Genomic DNA, 18,851 nt, shown 5'->3' on the forward strand with positions numbered 1-18,851 from the left:
GGGAGATGGGAACCCACCCCTAACCCCTCCCAGGAGGGGAATGTGGGGAGATGGGAACCCACCCCTAACCCCTCCCAGGAGGGGAATGTGGGGAGATGGGGAGATGGGAGATTTTTATTAAGCGATGCAGCGCGGTCTTGGGGAGGCAGTGCCGCCAAAGGGGGTTCCCCCCATGAGCAACTGCCGTGGTTTCCCCCATGAGCGACTGCATCAAGACAGGGTAATTATCTTGACATGATATTAGCCTTCAATGGTCGTATTTTTGCCAAAGTTGAGATGCACCCATTATAAGTTAACGTTTTTTGTTAAGTTAAATTATTAAGTATTGAGTTTTTACGTATTATTATTAATATTTTTTTAGAAGCAAGCCTAACATTCCCCTTGATGGCAAGAGAAATCCCATAAAAAGCAGAATATCTCAAGGCAATACTAAAAAATTTAATATTTTTTTAAAAATTACTCTAGACCTAATCCTTGACTTACTGGGATATACTAGGAAATACTAGGTAGTCATAGGTAAGTTCGCTTAAAGATTCACAAGGAAAAAACTAAATAGTATTAGAAATAGTATTTGGAATGATATTGGTAATTGAGGAGACTTCCTTACAGAGATCGTATAAATGTTGATAATCCTGGGTTAAGGTCGGAGAATTATGGTAGGAATAAATTTACCAGCACAACAAACCAACTTGGATCACGAACCGATTCATGTGATTGGTCAAATTCAGCCTCATGGGGGACTGTTGGTACTGGAAGAGCCTGAGCTTAAAATCTTACAAGTTAGCAACAATACATCTAGGGTTTTTGGAATCCCTCCCGAAGCCATGCTAGAAAAAACTCTAGAAGATTTACTTGACCCATTCCAAGTGGAAAGGATTAAAGCTGGGTTATCTGAGGAAAATCTAGACCTGATCAATCCTACTAAAATTTGGGCGAGGAAAAAAGGGGATGATTACGCAGTATTTGATGGTGTGTTTCATCGTAACTCAGATGGCTGTCTGATTCTGGAATTAGAACCAGCAGTTTCTCGGGAGACTATCCCATTTTTAAGCTTTTATCATCTAGCAAGAGCCTCCATTAACCAGCTCCAACAAACTTCAAATCTTCGAGATTTTTGTCAGATCATCGTCAAAGAGGTGCGAAAGGTCACTGGGTTTGACCGGGTGATGCTATATAAATTTGAAGATGATGACCATGGAGCCGTTATTGCGGAAGAAAAACTAGACAGTCTGGAATCTTACCTAGGCTTACACTATCCAGAATCGGATATTCCTAAACCAGCCAGACGATTATTCTGTTCCAATTGGATCCGCTTAATTCCAGATGCAAATTCCCAACCTGTTGAAATTTTTCCTGCCAATAACCCGATCACCAATCGCCCCCTTGATTTAACATTATCGATTCTCAGAAGTGCTTCCCCCTGTCATATCAAATACCTCCACAATATGGGAGTTGGGGCGTCTTTGACGATTTCACTAATTAAAGATAAAAAACTCTGGGGACTTATTGCTTGTCATCATCAAACCCCTAAATATGTATCCTATGAGTTGCGCAAAGCTTGCGAATTTTTAGGACGAGTGATATTCTCAGAAATTTCAGCCCGAGAAGAAACGGAAGACTATGACTATAAGATGAAGTTGTCCTATACTCAATCGATATTGATTGAGTATATGTCCCAAGAAGAAAACTTTATTGATGGCTTAGTTAAGCATGACCCTAATTTACTGGACTTGACTAATGCTCAAGGTGCAGCAATTTGTTTTGGGGATAATTTTACGGTTATTGGTGAGACCCCTAGTGAAGAAGACCTGAAGTTTTTGGTGCAATGGCTGAAACAGAATGTTAATGAAGAGGTTTTCTATACTGATTCCCTGCCTCGCCTTTATCCTGATGCACAACGGTTTAAAGATATTGGTAGTGGCCTGCTAGCTATCCCCATTTCCAAGAGAAACTATGTGCTGTGGTTCCGACCAGAGGTGATTCAAACGGTTAATTGGGGGGGTGACCCAAGTAAAGCTTTTGAAACAACCCACACAGAGGGGACTTTGCAACTGTCGCCTCGTAAATCCTTTGAACTGTGGAAAGAAACCGTTCGCTTAACCTCTTTACCCTGGAAACAGGTAGAAATTAAAACAGCACTGGAACTGAGGAAAGCACTGATTAATATTGTCCTGCGCCAAGCTGATGAATTGGCTCAATTGGCTCAGGATCTAGAACGTTCCAATGCTGAACTGAAAAAGTTTGCTTATGTGGCATCCCATGACCTACAAGAACCCCTGAATCAAGTGGCGAATTATGTGCAGCTGTTAGAAATGCGCTATAATGACCGACTTGACGAAGATGCCAGCGAGTTTATTACCTTTGCGGTTGAGGGAGTCAGCCTCATGCAAACCCTGATTGATGATGTATTGGCTTACTCGAAAGTCGATTTGCAGGGCATTGAGTTTAAACTGACGGAAGTGGAGACGGCCTTAGACCATGCTCTGGCTAATTTGCGGGGACGCATCCGTGAAACTGGGGCAGTGATTACCCATGACCCCTTCCCAACAGTTATGGCTGATAGCACCCAGTTGATGCAACTGTTCCAGAATTTAATCGGTAATGCCATCAAGTTCCGCAGTGAACAGCCGCCGGAAATCCATGTGGGGGCAAAACGACTGGAGGATTCATGGCTATTTTCAGTGCAGGATAATGGCATTGGCATTGAACCGCAGTTTAGCGATCGCATTTTCGTGATCTTCCAACGTCTGCACACCAGGGATGAGTATCCTGGCACAGGTATGGGTTTGGCTATCTGTAAAAAGATTCTGGAGTGCCACCGGGGCAAAATTTGGGTAGAGTCAGAACTAGGTCACGGTGCCACCTTCTATTTTACAATTCCAGTAAGGGGACGCGAGCGTGAGCGTAGAAACGGACGAAAGACACAAAATCATATTTTTGGTTGAAGACAATAAAGCCGATATTCGCTTAATCCAAGAAGCGTTAAAAAATAGCTCGGTACCCCACCAGGTAGTAACGGTCAGAAATGGCATGGACGCTATGGCTTACTTACACCAAGAAGGAGAGTATGCTGATGCCGTCCGTCCAGACCTGATCGTGCTAGATTTAAACTTGCCAAAAAAGGATGGTCGAGAGGTGCTCGCAGAGATTAAGGCTGACCCTAATCTCAAACGGATTCCTGTGGTCGTATTAACTACCTCAAGAAATCAGGATGACATTTTCCAGAGTTACGACTTGCATGTGAATTGCTATATCACCAAATCCCGCAATCTTAGCGAGTTATTCCAAATCGTTAGAGGAATTGAAGACTTTTGGCTCTCGACCGTCACCCTGCCATCCCAATAAAAGGATGAGGGATTAGGGATTAGGGATTAGCCATAAACCATGAGACACTAGGGATGAGACATCAGGGTTGACTAATAGAAACTTGCAGGAAGAAATACTCAAAGGTAATGCCTGAAGGCTCACTAAAAATCTTGTTAATTGAGGACAACCTGGCAGAAGCCAGATTGTTACAAGAGTTTTTGAACGAAGCTCAGTTCAGGCAGTTTAGTCTAGTTCATGTCAAGCGGTTGCGGGATGCACTTGAGGAAATCTCTGACGCTAGAGCAATGTCAATTCCCTACGATGTGATCTTGTTAGATCTGACTCTACCGGACAGCCACGGACTAGCATCCCTCGGACCCCTGATCAAGCAAGCGCCTAGTTTACCGATTGTAGTGCTAACCAATACCAATGATGATGAATTAGCCATTGAAGCAGTTCGTCAGGGAGCACAAGATTATCTAGTCAAGCGGCAAGTCAAGGGAAAAATGCTGGTTCGTTCCTTGCGCTATGCTATTGAACGTAAGCAGGCAGCAGTTGCATTACGACAAGAAAATCAAGCCCTAGAAAGTCAGGTTCAGGAACAAACCGCTGAGTTGGTTAGAGCCAAAGAAGTGAACCAGCGCAAAGCCGAATTTGTCTCCATGCTCTCTCACGACTTTCGTAATCCCTTAAATACAATCCTCCTTTGTTCTGGATTGCTCCAAGACAAAGAGGAACAATTACCTCAAGAGAAAAAACTGGTTCATTTGCGGCTAATTCGCTCAGCCATCAAAAACATGGCCGAGTTGTTGGATGAGGTTTCATTAATTAGTAAAGCTGATTCCGGCAAACTCCTGTTTCAACCTACTCGGTTAGATTTGAAACGGTTTTGTCACCAATTAGTGGAAGAGTTACAAATTATTACCAACAACAACCATCAGCTAGTTTTTACCAGTCAAGGGGAATTGAAGGAAGCGCTATGGGATGAAAGATTGCTGCGACACATTTTTAGCAATTTGATCACCAACGCTATTAAGTACTCACCCACAGGGGGAACCGTTCAGTTTGAACTTATTGCTCAGAAAGAACGTGTTATATTCCGGATTCAAGACCAGGGAATGGGCATTCCCCCAGAAGAGCAACCGCAACTGTTTGAGCCTTTCCATCGTGCTAGCAATGTTGGCACAATTCCTGGTAGTGGCTTGGGACTAGCTATTGTTAAACAATGTGTGGACGCTCATGGTGGTGAGATTTCTCTCAAGAGTCAGTTGGGAGAGGGTACTACATTTACGGTTAGTTTACCGTATTAGGTTTTAGGGAATTGAGAATTAAGAATTGAGAATTAAGAATTGAGAATTAAGAATTGAGAATTAAGAATTGAGAATTAAGAATTAAGAATTAAGAATTGAGAATTAAGAATTGAGAATTAAGAATTGAGAATCAGGCTAAGCGCCAGAAAAAATGCCAAATAATAGGCATTGGCTTCAATCACACATATCTCTCTAATCAATTGTGAAAAATGTGGTATCCTTGTCTATCAAAAGTTATTAAAATTAGTTAACTTAAGTTGTACTCACCTTAATGATTCAATCAACTCAGACAGGGACAAGTTATCAAGTCAGACTCAACGACTTGGCAAAAGGGACTCTAACAGCTTTAACCTTACAAATTTTGGGAGTACTATTAACCTACCTAGCTCAGGTTTTTCTAGCCCGTTGGATGGGAAAAGTAGAATATGGAATCTACGCTTTTGTCTTGGCTCTATCGGCTCTATTAGCAATTCCCAGTGGATTCGGTTTTCCCCGAACGGTTTTACGTTTTATGGCTGAGTACCGAGTCCGGGAAGATTGGGGGCGCTTACGAGGAATTTTACTAGGAAGTTGGCAATTTACCCTAGGAATAAGCTTATGTATATGCCTGATCAGCATGGGCATTATCAGAACACTAGACTACTACCGAAATATTAGTTATGCCAATATCCTCTATATAGGTATTTGGCTAGTTCCTCTTCAAGCATTGATGCTTCTCCACGAAGATATGTCGAGAGGAGCTAGTAGTCTTATTCTGGGTTATACTCCCTCCAAAATAGCGTGGCCACTTCTAGCGATCGCGGGAGGATTCTATTTGGGAAAACAAGGCGATATGCTAGACAGCACTTCCATGACTGAATTTGCAGTTATCGCTTTGAGCTTTGTTGTGGTCTTACAGTGGATGTTGTTATGGAATCGCTTTGATCAAGAAATAGTGTCTAGCCATGCCATTTATGAACCTCGACAGTGGTTAAAAGTTGCACTCCCTTTCTTACTGATTCAATCGTTCCGAGAAATTTTGACCGAGAGCGATACGTTAATGGTAGGGGGAATCCTTGGTAGTTCTGCTGTAGGAGTTTATGATGCTGCCTGTAAAACTGTTTTATGGGTCAATCTTATTCTAAAGAGCGTCAATCTGTTAGCTGCTCCAGCTTTCACGACGTTATATACGCAAAAAAATTTACCCGATTTGCAGAAAATTGTTTCTGCGATCACTTGGTGGATTTTTTGGCCTTCTTTAGGGATTTCCATTGCATTTATCTTACTTTCACAGCCTATTCTTGGATTATTTGGTCCTGACTTTATCAGTGGAAGTTGGGCTCTACGAATCTTAGTTTTTGGACAACTCATTAGTGCCATCTGCGGCTCTGTGGGTAATCTGATGATGATGACTGGACATCAAAATGATACCTTGGTTGCTTCTGGTAGTTGCGCCCTGATTAATCTTGTTGGCAATGCCATTATGATTCCCCTCTTTGGTTTGGCTGGAGCTGCCTTCACAACAATGTTCACTTTGATTCTGTGGAATGTCTGGCTCAGTCGCTTAGTTGTGCAAAAGATTGGCATTTACCCCTCCATCTTTGCTAGCTTATTATCCAAACCTGAGGCTTCCTGTGAGCCCCAAGATTAGGCAATTGCCTGGTCAATCAGTTCATAGTAAGCCTCAAACACGGGATATTTATGACGAATAAGTTCTACATAGTCAGTTTTTCCTTGCTTAATTTGATGGATAACTGCACGGCTGTAGGCATAAACTGGGTCGGTTTCCAGAATAGTTTTTCCATGGGAGAGTTTAAAATGAAATAATCTATCTAAATTCTCAATTTTGGGAAACCAAGTAGCTTCTCCTCCTTTAATCAGGACATCTAGGTAAATCTGGAATGCTTGGGTAAGACTGGGGCGAATAAATTTTGGTAATTGGTGAAGTGGTATTGGACTTTTTAAGGGTTGGTGAAGCTGCCTCAAACGCAACGCTCTTGTGAAAGCTGGACTGCTAAGCTGCGTGATATCATATGCAGAAAAGTTGCTTGGTTCTCGCAGTGGTGAGGGTAAGATCCCAAGAATAACTAGAGCCCGTTGTACGGCTAGTAGGAACTGGTCTGGGAACAATTGTGCATCTGTTGCATCAAACAAAATTAGTGGCGTTTGGGTCACTGAGCAGGCTTGAATTACTTTTGGGATTGCTTGCCATCCTGTCCTGTATGTTTCCAAGGGTTCGTGTAGGAGTTTCGGCAGCTGGTAGAGTTGTGACCATGGCAATAAGCTGCTCTGTTCAATCATCACATCCCAGCAAGGAAAACCAAGTTCAGCAACGTGATGATCTAACTCTTCTGGGGAAAAATTTTGTCGAGCTTCTTGCCAAATTTCTAGCTTTTGATTGTGATCGATACAGCGCTGAATAGCAAAGTTTATCCTAAAAAAATGGGAGTCAAATTCTGGATTGGAAAAGTCTTTAGCGTGATTAGCTTTTTGGACTTTTATCAGTTCCACAAAAGACTCTGGAATATCAGTTTTGAATGCACTGAGTTGTAATTTTGAAAAATCACCGGTGTTTTTGGCAAGTTCTAATTGAGCACGATTGGATTCTAGAATATAGCGCTCGAGAATCAAATCAAGGGTTGTACTTACTTGTGAGGCAAAAGTAAGTGCTGGGTTCCGAATTTGGAGCAGTTGTATATCAATCAGAGCCAAAAAGTTTTGCCACTGTTGTTTGCTGAAATGATGGCTGTTGTTTTTGCTGAGGACTTGCAGGGGAATTTGACGGAGATCTCGTCCGGTTGCAGTAGCTTGAGATTCATGGTGCTGGACGAGGTGCAATAAATGCTCGTAGCCCCCTGCAATTCGTTGTTCTCCCCAGGAAAATGATTCATTTAAACTGATATCAAATAGGTAGCCTGGTTGATTGGGGATCTTTGAATGCTGAGTACTCAGCATTCTAGCGATCGCTGTCGTTAGGCTCCTGGCAACTCCTCCTGTCCCAACCATCCGTAAGTGGCCTCGGGTTTTTCGGTGATGTAAATCAGAGAAGGTCATCTTGTAGGAATTACTCAAAACAAGTTATCTCAAATTGTTATCTCGATACTGCCTGGTAACGATGCTTAAGCCGAAATACTAAAACCAAATTTTAGTTGATTGTGTGCAAGTTTGTGATGATCAGGTTTGCCGTCAAGCCATAAACGATGAAACTTACGCTTTGCACCTTGATTTTCCTTAAATGGTGTGCGGGTGTGCAAGATTCGGGTATTATCCGTGATCAGAATTTCTCCCGGCTGAAGTTTGTACTGTAACTTGTCTGTCCCATTCTCAAGGTAAGTTTGAATAAGCTTGTAAGCTTGAACTACCTCTGGTTTGGCTTGCACTGTAACCTGATGATCGCTGGGTCGATAAGTCAACATCACGCGATTATCTGCGCGTACAAAAACAGGACCTCGGTAAACTTCACCATCAACGGTTGTCGTTACTACAGCATCAGGTTCAAAGAGTCCTTGAAGTCCAATGGGATCCTGTTCTTGTAGAAAATTGTAGAGAGTTTCCGCTTGGACAACTTGAGATTCTCCCCCGGTGTCGGCGGGAACAATGCACTGCAGGGCTACAACTTTGGGAGGAACTGGCATAAAACTCCCATCAGTATGAAAGTCAAACGGTTGCCGTGTTAAAGCAGTGTAGTTTGCTCCAGGCGTGGGTGTTATAGTTGCGATGCCGTCACCGTCAGAACTACGGTGGGGCATAATCTGACCAAAATGTAAGCCTATATCCAGCAAGTTTTGCCGAAAATTAGAGACACGATCGCAAGCAATGATAATGCAACCGAACTGATTGAACACCTCCAGAAGCGCATTAAGCATTGCCTTAGACATTTGACTAATTTGCTCAACTCGAAATCTGATTAAATTGGGATCTTCGAGACATTGGCTATCTGCCACAGCGTTATTAATTTGGGTAAACATCGGTAAGAGATCTTGTTCTATCAGACTCAAAACCTCCGATGTCGAATAACTACGGTGTTCTTGAATTGACAACTCTTTGATCAAGGTTCGGAGTTGCTCGTAGTATTGTTGGGGCAGTGACTGATTTAAATGACGCTCAAAGAGATATTTGAAATTACTTGCCCCACTGCACTTGCCAAACCAGATTTCTGGTTCCTCATTAGGAAAGATTGTGTAGCTATGGCGATCGCACAGCAATGAATGGACATGGATACCCGTTTCATGACTACGAGCTCCAGGAGAGTAGGGAGGATTGGCTCGGGCTCCGAGACGATCTAAAGCCTCTGTGACAGCTTCCAAAGCACTATAATTAATTCCTTCAACTTCCCAGCCCCAACGCATTCTTAATCCATGTAAAACCTGCTCTAAAGGGGCATTCCCTGCACGTTCTCCAATTCCCGAAAAGGTTCCAGAAACCGCGATCGCACCTGCATCGATAGCCTGGAGAGTATTTTCAAGTGCTAAACCCATGTCATTGTGAAAGTGTACCCCTAGGGCAGCACCATTGGTCACTTCCAAAAGATTACTAAGCCAAACATGGCTCTTTTCTGGGGTTAGACATCCCACTGTATCACAGAGGAAAAAGAATTCTACATAAGGTTCAAATCTCGAAATACACTGAGTTAAAAAATCAAAATCTGCACGGCTTGCATCCTCTGCAGCAAAATAAACTTCTAAGCCGCGATCTCGTGCATACTCCAAGTGCTTTAATGTCTTTTCTAGCATAGACCAGCGAACTTGCTCAATCACGCTTATCGGAATATCATCATCAATCGTTTTACTTTGATATTCCAGCTGGCTCTGCACTTGCTTGTCTCGCAGAAATAGTAGCCTATCCGATACAGCATGAAATAATACAATTTTATGAACGCCAGTCTCCCAAGATTGATCAATAAACTGAGTTCCCATCATCGTGCTAGCAAAAATTTGACCAGCCATACCTTCGCTAATAAGTTCCTTAACAAGGTCAGCTTCTGTCGGATGAATTGCTGGCATGAAATCGATTTCGTGAACCCCAGTAGCTGCAATCAGATGAGCAAGATTTGCTTTAGTTTCGGGATCAAAGCAAAGTCCTGCTTGCTGTTCCCCATCCCGGAGTGTCCCATCAACAATACTAATCTTTATGGACTTCATTATTGTTTCTACTGAAGTTTTAGAAATTTAATTACACATTACATGATGTCTAGCTATGATGTCTAGCTATTAAATTTATCTCAGGAGGACTTATTATGCGAAATTTTCCTGTCTTGATCCAGGGCGGTGATTGGGGTTTCCCCCATGACCGCCCTGGAGCGCTTGTACAGTCAGCTTTCCGAGTTTTTTAACTGGAAATTTAGCATGAAAGGTACTGAAGACCCAATTCTATTAGATTCCTATTCTATTTATTGTAGTTATGAACAAAATACCAGATAGCACCAATATGGTTATCCAGCACTCTTGAAAAGAATAGCACAGTAATCCATTGAATGTTTAAAAAATGTACTTTAAAAACGATTTTTTTTCTAGTTTAAAAGCTTTTCTGCCATCAAGGCTGTCTCGGAGACCTTCAAGGGGTTAACAGGCATTAGTCAAACCTTAACAAATCCAGTGATTTCTTAACAGGTTGTCCTAACCTTAGTGCGTACTGCTATAAAAAGTTACAAAGAGCAAAGAGATGCAGCGCTATGTGACAAGCGCGCATCATTCCCTGTTCCCTATTCCCTGTTCCCTATTCCCTAGGCGCAGGGCTATAACTTTTCTGTTACCGAAACATCCGCTTAGCAATTTCGGAAGCAATTTGTTGACCTAGCCGTTGAGTTTCCTGCTTTAACAAAAGTTCCAGCATCTTCGGTACGGATTCTAGGTCAAACCTAGAGGATTCAATAATCATAGCCCCAATCTTTTGCATCCGCTCCAGGTTAGGAGACTCTAATTTTCCAGTTACATTAACCGCCAAGCCCACCGATGCAGTTATCTGTCCAAGAGTCTTGTATGAAAGATTCTCTAAACTGGTAACCATCTCTTCAACTAGAGCATTACGCAATATACTCCCTTGCTCGGAGTAGAGAAATTCTAACCCCTGGTGTAAGAGCGCACTAATATCAAACTCCCTACTGGTGCGTACCTGACCTAATAAGTCCTCCAAAACATGCCATTGAATGTCACCATCTTGATACACAATCTCCTGTAAACAAGTCCTTAATTCAGGGGATGAATCCGTTAACAGGCGTTGGGCAACATAGGGATACGTTTGATTGAAGGGCTGAAAATTAGGATTGAGCTTAATCGCTATCCCTTCTAAAGTAGCAGCACTGCGGAAAATCAGGAGGTAGTAAGTGGGTAATTTAAATGGATATTTATAAAGTAACGGGGATAGCTTACGAATAATACGATTAAAGCCGAATGTTGACACAGTAGCTTCCATCACCCCACCAAAAATATCAGTGAGTTCAGGAATCAGCGAGGTCACATCTGTCTCCGGTGGCAAAAAGTCGAGTTTCTTATAGTCTTGTGCTAAACCTTCAAAATCACCAATAACAATATGGACAACCGATTCCAGTAAGCGATACCGATAAGACGGTTCTACTGAGCTCATCATGCCAAAGTCAAGATAAGCCAATTTCCCATCAGGGGTAGCCAATAAATTGCCAGGGTGAGGGTCAGCATGGAAGTAACCTTCTTCTAAAAGTTGCCGCAAGCAACACTGAAATCCCACATCGATCAGGATATTCGGGTCTAATCCCTGGGCTTTAATGGTTTCTAGTTCCGTCAATTTAGTCCCAGTGATCCACTCCATGGTTAACACCCGCCGCCCCGAGTATTGCCAGTATATACGTGGTACGGCGATATTGTTAATGTCACCGTAAAGTTGGGCAAATCGTTCCGCATTGCGACCTTCCTGGGTATAGTCCATTTCTTCAAACAAGCAAATAGCTAGTTCGTCGATAAGTGCTACTAGGTCGCTGTGAACAAAGGAGATTGATTCTTGGGCCCATGCTGCTATTTTCCGCAGGATATAGATATCTAGGGAAATACACTCCACCAGACCAGGGCGTTGCACCTTGACTGCTACGATTTCACCCGTTTTTAGTGTCCCTTTGTACACTTGTCCTAGGGAAGCAGCAGCTACCGGTTTGTCGCTCAGGGAGCCATAAATTTCGTTATACTTATCCCCTAATTCTTCTTCAATTAACTGATAGGCAATGTGATTAGGGAAAGGAGGTAATTGGTCTTGTAATTTAGTGAGTTCCTCTAAATAAATAGGAGGAACAATATCCGGACGACAGGAAAGGATTTGTCCCAATTTAATGAAGGTTGGACCAAGTTGAGTCAGCTTTTCGCGAAATTCCCAGGCTCGTTGAGGCTGATTTTGGGTAAGGCTACCGGTAACGAAATCCCACCCTAGCCTGATGCTAAAGGTAATCAATGCCCCTACCAGAGAAATTCTGCGCCCCCAGACTAGCCGAGAACGCTGGCGGTAGTAGTCAGAAATGGTTCTTGGCTCGTACTGCAAGGTTAGTATTTTAAGATTTGTTAAATAATTACAAGAAAATTATCTCTTGAACTTTGCGGTTGGTCAAGGGGTCGGGAGTCGGGGGTCGGGAGTCGGGTGTCGGGAGTCGGGTGTCGGGGGTAGGGTGTCGGGAGTCGGGAGTCGGCTGTCGGGTGTCGTTAAAGGCGGGAAATGGGGAGAAGCACTGGTGTAAAAAAAGCGATTCGGCAAAGCCGACGCTTCGCGAACGCACTAGGTTCAAGTCAAGCCTGACAAATAGTGCGTTCGCTTTTAGCGGAAGCTGAGGCCTTTGGCCACGCTACGCGAACGCTTCATCGCGTTTATCTTGAGTCTATTGACTACTTATGTTGACTACTTATATAATTGGTTTCATCAAGAAGGGAAAAAAATTGAAAATTGTCAATGGTCAATTGCCAAAGGGATTTACGCTAATCTCTTCAGACTCTGACGCCAGCGGCTACCCAGCCATAACAACCCACCGATAGCAAGTAATCCTCCAGTAGTAGACGATTCTGGCACTTTCTCGACTTTGATACGTGCTATCTGGTAGCCATCCACTGTGAAGTCGCCTTGAGCAAACGTCTCACTTGATAAAATTCGTCCACCTGGGATAAAACCTGGATGCAGGGTGACAACTCCGTTTTCTGGTGTACCGGTATCAGGAATAGTTTGACCGAAGAAGGCAGTAGTCGTCTCCTGCTCGTCGTTAACTTCCGTACCTGCATCCAGAACTTGAGAACCCAGAACGGTAAAGTCAGCTCCAGTGAAATTACCTTGTTCATCAAAAATCTCAATAGCCAAGGGGTTGCCATTAGCAATGAAAGCATCATTACTGGGCAGAATCATTGATGCGTAGCTGAAGTAACGGCTAGTAGAATCTACAGTAAATGTGGCTTGGGCAATATCCCCAGAAGCAACTGGACCATTTGGACCAGGAATTACCCCATCAACTGAACCCGCACCACTAGCAAAAAACTCTTCACTAAGCACTGCTGCATTGCCATCCTCAGCAATGCGCTCCAGTCCTGGTGAAGCTGCCTCACCCCGGTCATAAATATCAAACAGACCATTATGAAAACCAACCCAGACTGGAGTCAATAAGGTGCCGTTTTCCGGTGCCAGGCTTTCAATTGTCACCTTGAGGGTAGCTGCTGTTGCGCTAGATGCCATGGCTAGTGTAGAGGTTACCGTAACCATGGTGACGATTTTGAGTGATTTAATAATTGAATGCTTCATGGTGATCCTGATCAAGGATATCAATATGGTAGATTTGTCAATGAGTGTGTTGCTCAACTATCTATGTAGCTACATCATTATCCGTAGAGTTAATCAGCTAAGTGTTTAAAACTTAGTGTTCAAAACTGATTTTGCTGGCACCCCATCAAGTGGATAATTTTAGGTTAGTAGCTTGACTAGAATTATTGGTTTCTTGGTTTAATTGTTGCTGAACAGAGGCTGAAAATTTGCTGATAATTTACTGATAATTTCCAGCCTCTCTGTGATATTAGTTGTAGTTGACGACTTATCCTGGAAAGATGTTCGTGAATTTATTTAAATTATAATTAACTATTTACAATTAACCCTTTGCAATGGTCAATTAACACATCACAGGTCACAGGTAAAACTTACGTTGAAGATTTATCGTTTAAGATTTATGTAGCGCTCGTGGTTCCTCTTGAGCAACGACAATTAAATAGTCACCATTCTCAAGTTGATAATCTGTTGGTGGATTGGAGATTACGTCTCCTTCAATTCCTTTTTGTACCGCTAAAACAATACTTTGATAGGCTTGCTTCATGTACGTAAATACTTCCATAAAGGAACTACCAACCCGAGAGTCAGGAATCGCAATTTTATAAAGCTTGTTCCCATTTTGAGTACTTAATATTTCCGAGACAACTTTGGTAATTCCATGGTTAAGAGCAGCTTGGGAAATGAGCATGCTACTTAACTCACTACTAACGATTATTTCGTCAACCTTAGCCCGCTGACAGGATTTAACATGAGTTTCATCTACCAGCTCCACAACTGTGTAAGCGTTGGGATTAATACTCTCTACTGTCAGGGTAGATAGTATAACTTTTGCGTCGCGAGCTGTATCATCTATACTGTCATCCCCTAAAATTATAACAGTTCTAGCCTGCATCAAGTTGGCTCGATTTAAGGTTTCATCACATACATTACCCTTAATAAAAAACAAATTATTGTCTTCGATCGGCTTCCGGTCTATATTAGCAATTAAAATAAGTTTATCATCTTGCGTTTTCGGAAACCTTCGCAACTCATTGATGATAAATTTTGCTCTAGAATTCCATTCACAAATAATCAAATGATTGTTAAAATTATAAGACCCCATACCTAGATCATTTTTTATTTTTTGATCGACAAAAATACCAGCGAGGGTAGCGGTGAATATCGCTAAGAATCCAATACCCACAAACATATCGAGAATAGCGATAAAGCGACCACCAACTGTGACAGGGGTGATATCACCGTAGCCAACAGTTGTTAGGGTGACGATGCTCCACCAAAAAGCATCTGCTTTTGAGATATCTGGTTCAAGCCAGGAGATAGTGATAGTGTTAATAGTAATGATTATAAAAATAATAACCAGTACTTTATCAAGGTTTTCACGGCGCAAAAAATTCCATAATTTTCGATGCCATAGTAATATCATTTGACTTAGACGTAATGGTCAGATCATGTCGGTGTAAGTAACTATAATACAGCGGTATTGAATTGGGTGAGGTACTTTCGTTATAGATTTTAGGGAGCAGGGAGCAGCGATGCAGCAAGGGAACAGGGGAGCCAGTGCCTTCATGCGGGGGTCTCCCCCATGAGCAACTGGCGTGGTTTCCCCCACTCGCGCTTTGCATCAAGACGGGAACAGCGGATCTGGGAACAGCGGATCTGGGCAAAAAACCTGTGTAGCTCATAGTTATGAAAAACGCTGTATCATTTCTCTATAATTTATAGATTGAATCTGCAGGGGGTATCAGGAGCTCGAGAGTGGGCTTTGGAGTGTGCCCGAGCTTACTGAAAACTATACACAAACTATAAAATTTAAGTCTGCGATCGCTCAAGCTGAAAGCTAGAGGGCGTCCGGCAAAGGTCTGAATGCTTATTGAACATTACTATAGCAACGGATAGCGCTACTATTGTTAAGGAGTTTAAATCCGCTGTCGGTCATGCCAAAATCCTCTAACCTCAACCACACCCAAGACCACACCCCTAACTCTGCTCAAAACACCATTCGGATTCGGGGGGCTAGACAGCATAACCTGAAAAACATTGATCTGGAACTGCCACGCGATCGCATTATTGTCTTTACTGGTGTTTCCGGTTCCGGCAAATCCTCCCTGGCATTCGACACTATCTTTGCGGAAGGACAACGCCGTTATGTAGAATCCCTTAGTGCCTATGCTCGTCAATTCCTCGGACAACTGGATAAACCGGATGTGGATGCCATCGAAGGCTTAAGCCCCGCTATCTCCATTGACCAGAAATCTACATCCCATAACCCCCGTTCCACCGTTGGTACAGTTACAGAGATATACGATTACCTGCGATTACTGTTTGGACGGGCTGGTGAACCCCATTGTCCCAAATGCGATCGCAATATTGCGCCCCAGACCATCGACCAGATGTGCGATCGCATTATGGAACTCCCTGACCGGACTCGCTTCCATATCCTGGCTCCCGTTATCCGAGGCAAAAAAGGCACTCACAAGAAACTATTATCCAGCTTAGCCACGGAAGGATTTGTGCGGGTGAGAGTCGATGGTGAAACCTTTGACCTCTCCGATACCATCGAACTGGATAAAAATTATACCCACAACATTGAAGTGGTGGTTGACCGTCTCATCAAAAAGCCTAGTATTCAAGAACGAATTACCGATTCCCTTGCTACTTGCCTAAAACGTTCTAGTGGAATTGCAGTTATCCAAGTTTTAGATAATACATCAGCACAGTCAGCAGAAGTCAAATCTGATCATAATTATAGACGTACTCCTCCCAAAAATGGCAGTTCATCTCAGCAAGACATTCCCCAAGAAATAGTCTTTTCAGAAAACTTTGCTTGCCCAGAACATGGGGCAGTAATGGAAGAATTATCTCCCCGATTATTTTCCTTTAACTCCCCCTATGGTGCTTGTTCATTTTGTCACGGTATCGGTAATTTACAAACCTTTTCTCCAGAACTAGTAGTACCTGACCCTACTCAACCCTTATATAGTGCTATTGCCCCGTGGTCAGAAAAGGACAACACCTACTACATCTCCCTACTCTATAGTGTAGGAGAAGCCTATGGTTTTGAAATCAAAACTCCTTGGAATCAGCTAACCTCTGAACAACAAGACATTCTGCTCTACGGCACTGACGAAAAAATCTACATTCAAAATGATTCTGCTTATGGCAAAGAAAAAGGGTACTACAAGCGCTATGCTGGCATTATCCCGATCCTAGAAAAACAGTATAAAGACACTAACTCGGAAGCATCAAAACACAAACTAGAGCAGTATTTAATTTATCAACCTTGTCCAGAGTGTCATGGTAAACGACTCAAACCAGAAGCACTATCGGTGCGGTTAGGACAATATCATATCGATGATTTAACTAGTGTCTCAATTCGCCAATGTCGTCAACGAATTGATAACTTACAACTCTCCCCCCGCCAAGCTCAAATTGGTGACCTTGCCCTCAAAGAAATTAAAGCCCGATTACAATTTCTGCTTGATGTAGGATTAGATTATCTTACCCTTGACCGTCCAGCCATGACCCTTTCCGGTGGAGAAGCTCAACGAATTCGCCTAGCGACTCAGATTGGAGCAGGCTTGACTGGAGTTCTGTATGTATTAGATGAACCAAGTATTGGATTGCACCAAAGAGATAATGGACGGTTACTGACTACCCTGATCAAATTGCGGGATTTGGGGAATACCTTGATTGTTGTAGAACATGATGAAGAAACCATTCGCACTGCCGATTATCTTGTCGATATTGGTCCGAAAGCTGGAATTCATGGGGGAGAAATTGTTGCTCAAGGGGATTTAGAAACTGTAATTAAAAGTGATAAATCCCTGACGGGAGCATATTTATCAAAACGGCAAGTAATTGAAACCCCTAGTAAACGTCGAGAGGGGAATGGTCGTTCCTTGGTGATTAAAAATGCTCATCGTAACAATCTCAAACACATTGAGGTAGAGATACCACTAGGTGAGTTAGTCACCATTACAGGTGTGTCTGGATCTGGAAAATCTACCTTAGTCAACGAATTACTTTACCCGGCATTACAACATCATCTGACTCGTAAAGTCCCCTTTCCCAAACAATTGGATAAAGTTGAGGGACTCAACGCTATTAATAAAGCAATCGTAATCGATCAATCTCCTATTGGTCGCACTCCCCGGTCTAATCCTGCTACCTATACAGGAGTGTTTGATGCAATTCGAGAGGTATTTTCTAAAACTATTGAAGCTAAAGCCAGAGGTTACAAGCCAGGGCAATTTTCGTTTAATGTAAAAGGAGGACGTTGCGAAGCTTGTTCGGGACAGGGTGTGAATATCATTGAGATGAATTTTTTGCCCGATGTCTATGTACAATGTGACATTTGTAAGGGAGCGAGATATAATAGAGAAACGTTGCAAGTGAAGTATAAAGGATATTCCATTGCTGATATTTTAAATATGCCAGTGGAAGAAGCCTTGGAGGTATTTAAGAATATTCCAAGAGCAGCATCTCGGTTACAAACCTTAGTAGATGTGGGGTTAGGATATATCCACTTAGGGCAACCAGCACCAACATTATCTGGTGGAGAAGCACAGCGGGTGAAGTTGGCAACAGAATTGTCACGTCGGGCAACGGGAAAGACATTGTATTTAATCGATGAACCGACAACAGGATTGTCATTTTATGATGTTCATCACTTGTTAAATGTATTGCAGCGGTTGGTAGATAAAGGAAATTCTGTTTTGGTGATTGAACACAATTTAGATGTGATTCGCTGTGCTGATTGGGTAATAGACTTAGGACCAGAAGGTGGCGATAAAGGGGGAGAAGTAATTGCCTCTGGAACACCGGAGGAGGTAGCAGAAAATCCTAAGTCCTATACGGGGCAGTATTTGAAGGAGGTTTTACAGGAGTACCCCCGACAAGAAGGACTGCTGAGTGCTTAGTGCTTAGTGTTCAGTGGGTCAGTTATAGGGGATGTTTGAGCAATGGCTTTTTTGATGCGATCGCTTAATTTCAAAGAAATAAGCTCAGCTCGACAGTGAAACACTCATTCAATGGATACCCGATTAAACTACCAAGAGATCATCAAAAAAGTATTAATGGAACACGCTGAGTATCGTGCTTCCCTACCTGACAGCTATGACTCTAAAGTGCTTTTCGATGATCAGCGAGGACACTATTTAGTATTAGACATCGGTTGGAATGATGACCATTACCTACACGCTACACCAATTCACCTAGATTTAATTGGTGACAAAATCTGGATTCAATACGATGATACGGAAGAGGGGATTGCTACCGATTTACTGGAAGCAGGTATTCCCGCAAACGATATTGTACTTGGTTTCCGCCATCCTAAAGTAAGACAATATACAGGTTTTGCAGTAGGCTAAGGGTGGAATGCAGAATGTAGAATAAAAAAATTAAGAATGAAGAATGTAGAATGAAGAATAAAAAATGTAGGATGAAGTTAAATTCTAAATTCTAAATTCTAAATTCTAAATTCTAAATTCTAAATTCTAAATT

The 18,851-nt window shown here is 42.5% G+C and carries 13 protein-coding genes; 7 read left to right on the forward strand and 6 right to left on the reverse strand.

Annotated elements, in window-relative coordinates; all coding sequences use genetic code 11:
- The 5 genes from AC4II3_RS21665 to AC4II3_RS21685 form a co-directional block, all read left to right on the forward strand.
- Positions 1 to 201 (forward strand): hypothetical protein (locus AC4II3_RS21665; protein WP_488029490.1); only part of this gene is annotated, 201 nt, incomplete at its 5' end.
- A 452-nt stretch (positions 202 to 653) separates the two neighbouring features.
- Entirely contained in the window at positions 654 to 2,945 is a 2,292-nt protein-coding gene (locus AC4II3_RS21670; protein WP_488016204.1) for an ATP-binding protein, read from the forward strand.
- Positions 2,899 to 3,345, forward strand: a complete 447-nt coding sequence (locus tag AC4II3_RS21675; protein ID WP_488016206.1) for a response regulator — start codon at positions 2,899 to 2,901, stop codon at positions 3,343 to 3,345. Before AC4II3_RS21670 ends, AC4II3_RS21675 begins: the two co-directional genes overlap by 47 nt.
- A 107-nt stretch (positions 3,346 to 3,452) precedes the next feature.
- Entirely contained in the window at positions 3,453 to 4,616 is a 1,164-nt protein-coding gene (locus AC4II3_RS21680; RefSeq protein WP_488016208.1) for a sensor histidine kinase, read from the forward strand.
- 271 nt (positions 4,617 to 4,887) lie between these two features.
- On the forward strand, positions 4,888 to 6,246 hold the full coding sequence (locus AC4II3_RS21685; RefSeq protein ID WP_488029489.1) for an oligosaccharide flippase family protein: 1,359 nt from the start codon (positions 4,888 to 4,890) through the stop codon (positions 6,244 to 6,246).
- On the opposite strand, the gene AC4II3_RS21690 is transcribed toward AC4II3_RS21685, so the two are convergent.
- From AC4II3_RS21690 to AC4II3_RS21715, 6 genes are all read right to left on the reverse strand, one after another.
- Positions 6,243 to 7,667 carry a hypothetical protein gene (locus AC4II3_RS21690; RefSeq protein WP_488013142.1) on the reverse strand — a complete coding sequence of 475 codons (1,425 nt, stop codon included), beginning with the start codon at positions 7,665 to 7,667 and terminating at the stop codon, positions 6,243 to 6,245. The two genes, AC4II3_RS21685 and AC4II3_RS21690, sit on opposite strands and share 4 nt — an antisense overlap.
- Before the next feature lie 47 nt (positions 7,668 to 7,714).
- The gene (locus tag AC4II3_RS21695) at positions 7,715 to 9,736 is read right to left on the reverse strand and encodes a hydroxymethylglutaryl-CoA lyase-like TIM-barrel protein (RefSeq protein WP_488013140.1); all 2,022 of its coding nucleotides are present in this window, start codon (positions 9,734 to 9,736) and stop codon (positions 7,715 to 7,717) included.
- Positions 9,737 to 10,343: 607 nt separating this feature from the next.
- Positions 10,344 to 12,095, reverse strand: a complete 1,752-nt coding sequence (locus AC4II3_RS21700) for an ABC1 kinase family protein (protein WP_488013138.1) — start codon at positions 12,093 to 12,095, stop codon at positions 10,344 to 10,346.
- A 28-nt stretch (positions 12,096 to 12,123) separates the two neighbouring features.
- Complete coding sequence (locus tag AC4II3_RS21705; protein WP_488013136.1) at positions 12,124 to 12,327, reverse strand: hypothetical protein; 204 nt, start codon at positions 12,325 to 12,327, stop codon at positions 12,124 to 12,126.
- A gap of 191 nt (positions 12,328 to 12,518) precedes the next feature.
- Positions 12,519 to 13,331 (reverse strand): spondin domain-containing protein, encoded by an 813-nt coding sequence (locus tag AC4II3_RS21710; RefSeq protein WP_488013134.1) that lies wholly within the window; start codon positions 13,329 to 13,331, stop codon positions 12,519 to 12,521.
- Positions 13,332 to 13,740: 409 nt separating this feature from the next.
- A complete protein-coding gene (locus tag AC4II3_RS21715) occupies positions 13,741 to 14,772 on the reverse strand; it encodes a potassium channel family protein (protein WP_488013132.1) in 1,032 nt (343 codons plus the stop codon).
- A 511-nt stretch (positions 14,773 to 15,283) separates the two neighbouring features.
- On the opposite strand from AC4II3_RS21715, the gene uvrA reads away from it, so the two are divergent.
- Entirely contained in the window at positions 15,284 to 18,268 is a 2,985-nt protein-coding gene (gene uvrA, locus AC4II3_RS21720) for an excinuclease ABC subunit UvrA (RefSeq protein WP_488013130.1), read from the forward strand.
- A 111-nt stretch (positions 18,269 to 18,379) separates the two neighbouring features.
- Positions 18,380 to 18,718 carry an element excision factor XisI family protein gene (locus AC4II3_RS21725; RefSeq protein ID WP_488013128.1) on the forward strand — a complete coding sequence of 113 codons (339 nt, stop codon included), beginning with the start codon at positions 18,380 to 18,382 and terminating at the stop codon, positions 18,716 to 18,718.
- The last annotated feature ends 133 nt before the right edge of the window (positions 18,719 to 18,851 follow it).

It is taken from the genome of Moorena sp., from assembly GCF_982860115.1.

Excerpts from the sequence above, each read along its gene's own strand:
- AC4II3_RS21710 (WP_488013134.1), bottom strand. The coding sequence starts at position 13,331 with ATGAAGCATTCAATTATTAAATCACTCAAAATCGTCACCATGGTTACG.
- uvrA (WP_488013130.1), top strand. The coding sequence starts at position 15,284 with ATGCCAAAATCCTCTAACCTCAACCACACCCAAGACCACACCCCTAAC.
- AC4II3_RS21725 (WP_488013128.1), top strand. The coding sequence starts at position 18,380 with ATGGATACCCGATTAAACTACCAAGAGATCATCAAAAAAGTATTAATG.
- AC4II3_RS21680 (WP_488016208.1), top strand. The coding sequence starts at position 3,453 with ATGCCTGAAGGCTCACTAAAAATCTTGTTAATTGAGGACAACCTGGCA.
- AC4II3_RS21670 (WP_488016204.1), top strand. The coding sequence starts at position 654 with ATGGTAGGAATAAATTTACCAGCACAACAAACCAACTTGGATCACGAA.
- AC4II3_RS21685 (WP_488029489.1), top strand. The coding sequence starts at position 4,888 with ATGATTCAATCAACTCAGACAGGGACAAGTTATCAAGTCAGACTCAAC.
- AC4II3_RS21695 (WP_488013140.1), bottom strand. The coding sequence starts at position 9,736 with ATGAAGTCCATAAAGATTAGTATTGTTGATGGGACACTCCGGGATGGG.
- AC4II3_RS21715 (WP_488013132.1), bottom strand. The coding sequence starts at position 14,772 with ATGATATTACTATGGCATCGAAAATTATGGAATTTTTTGCGCCGTGAA.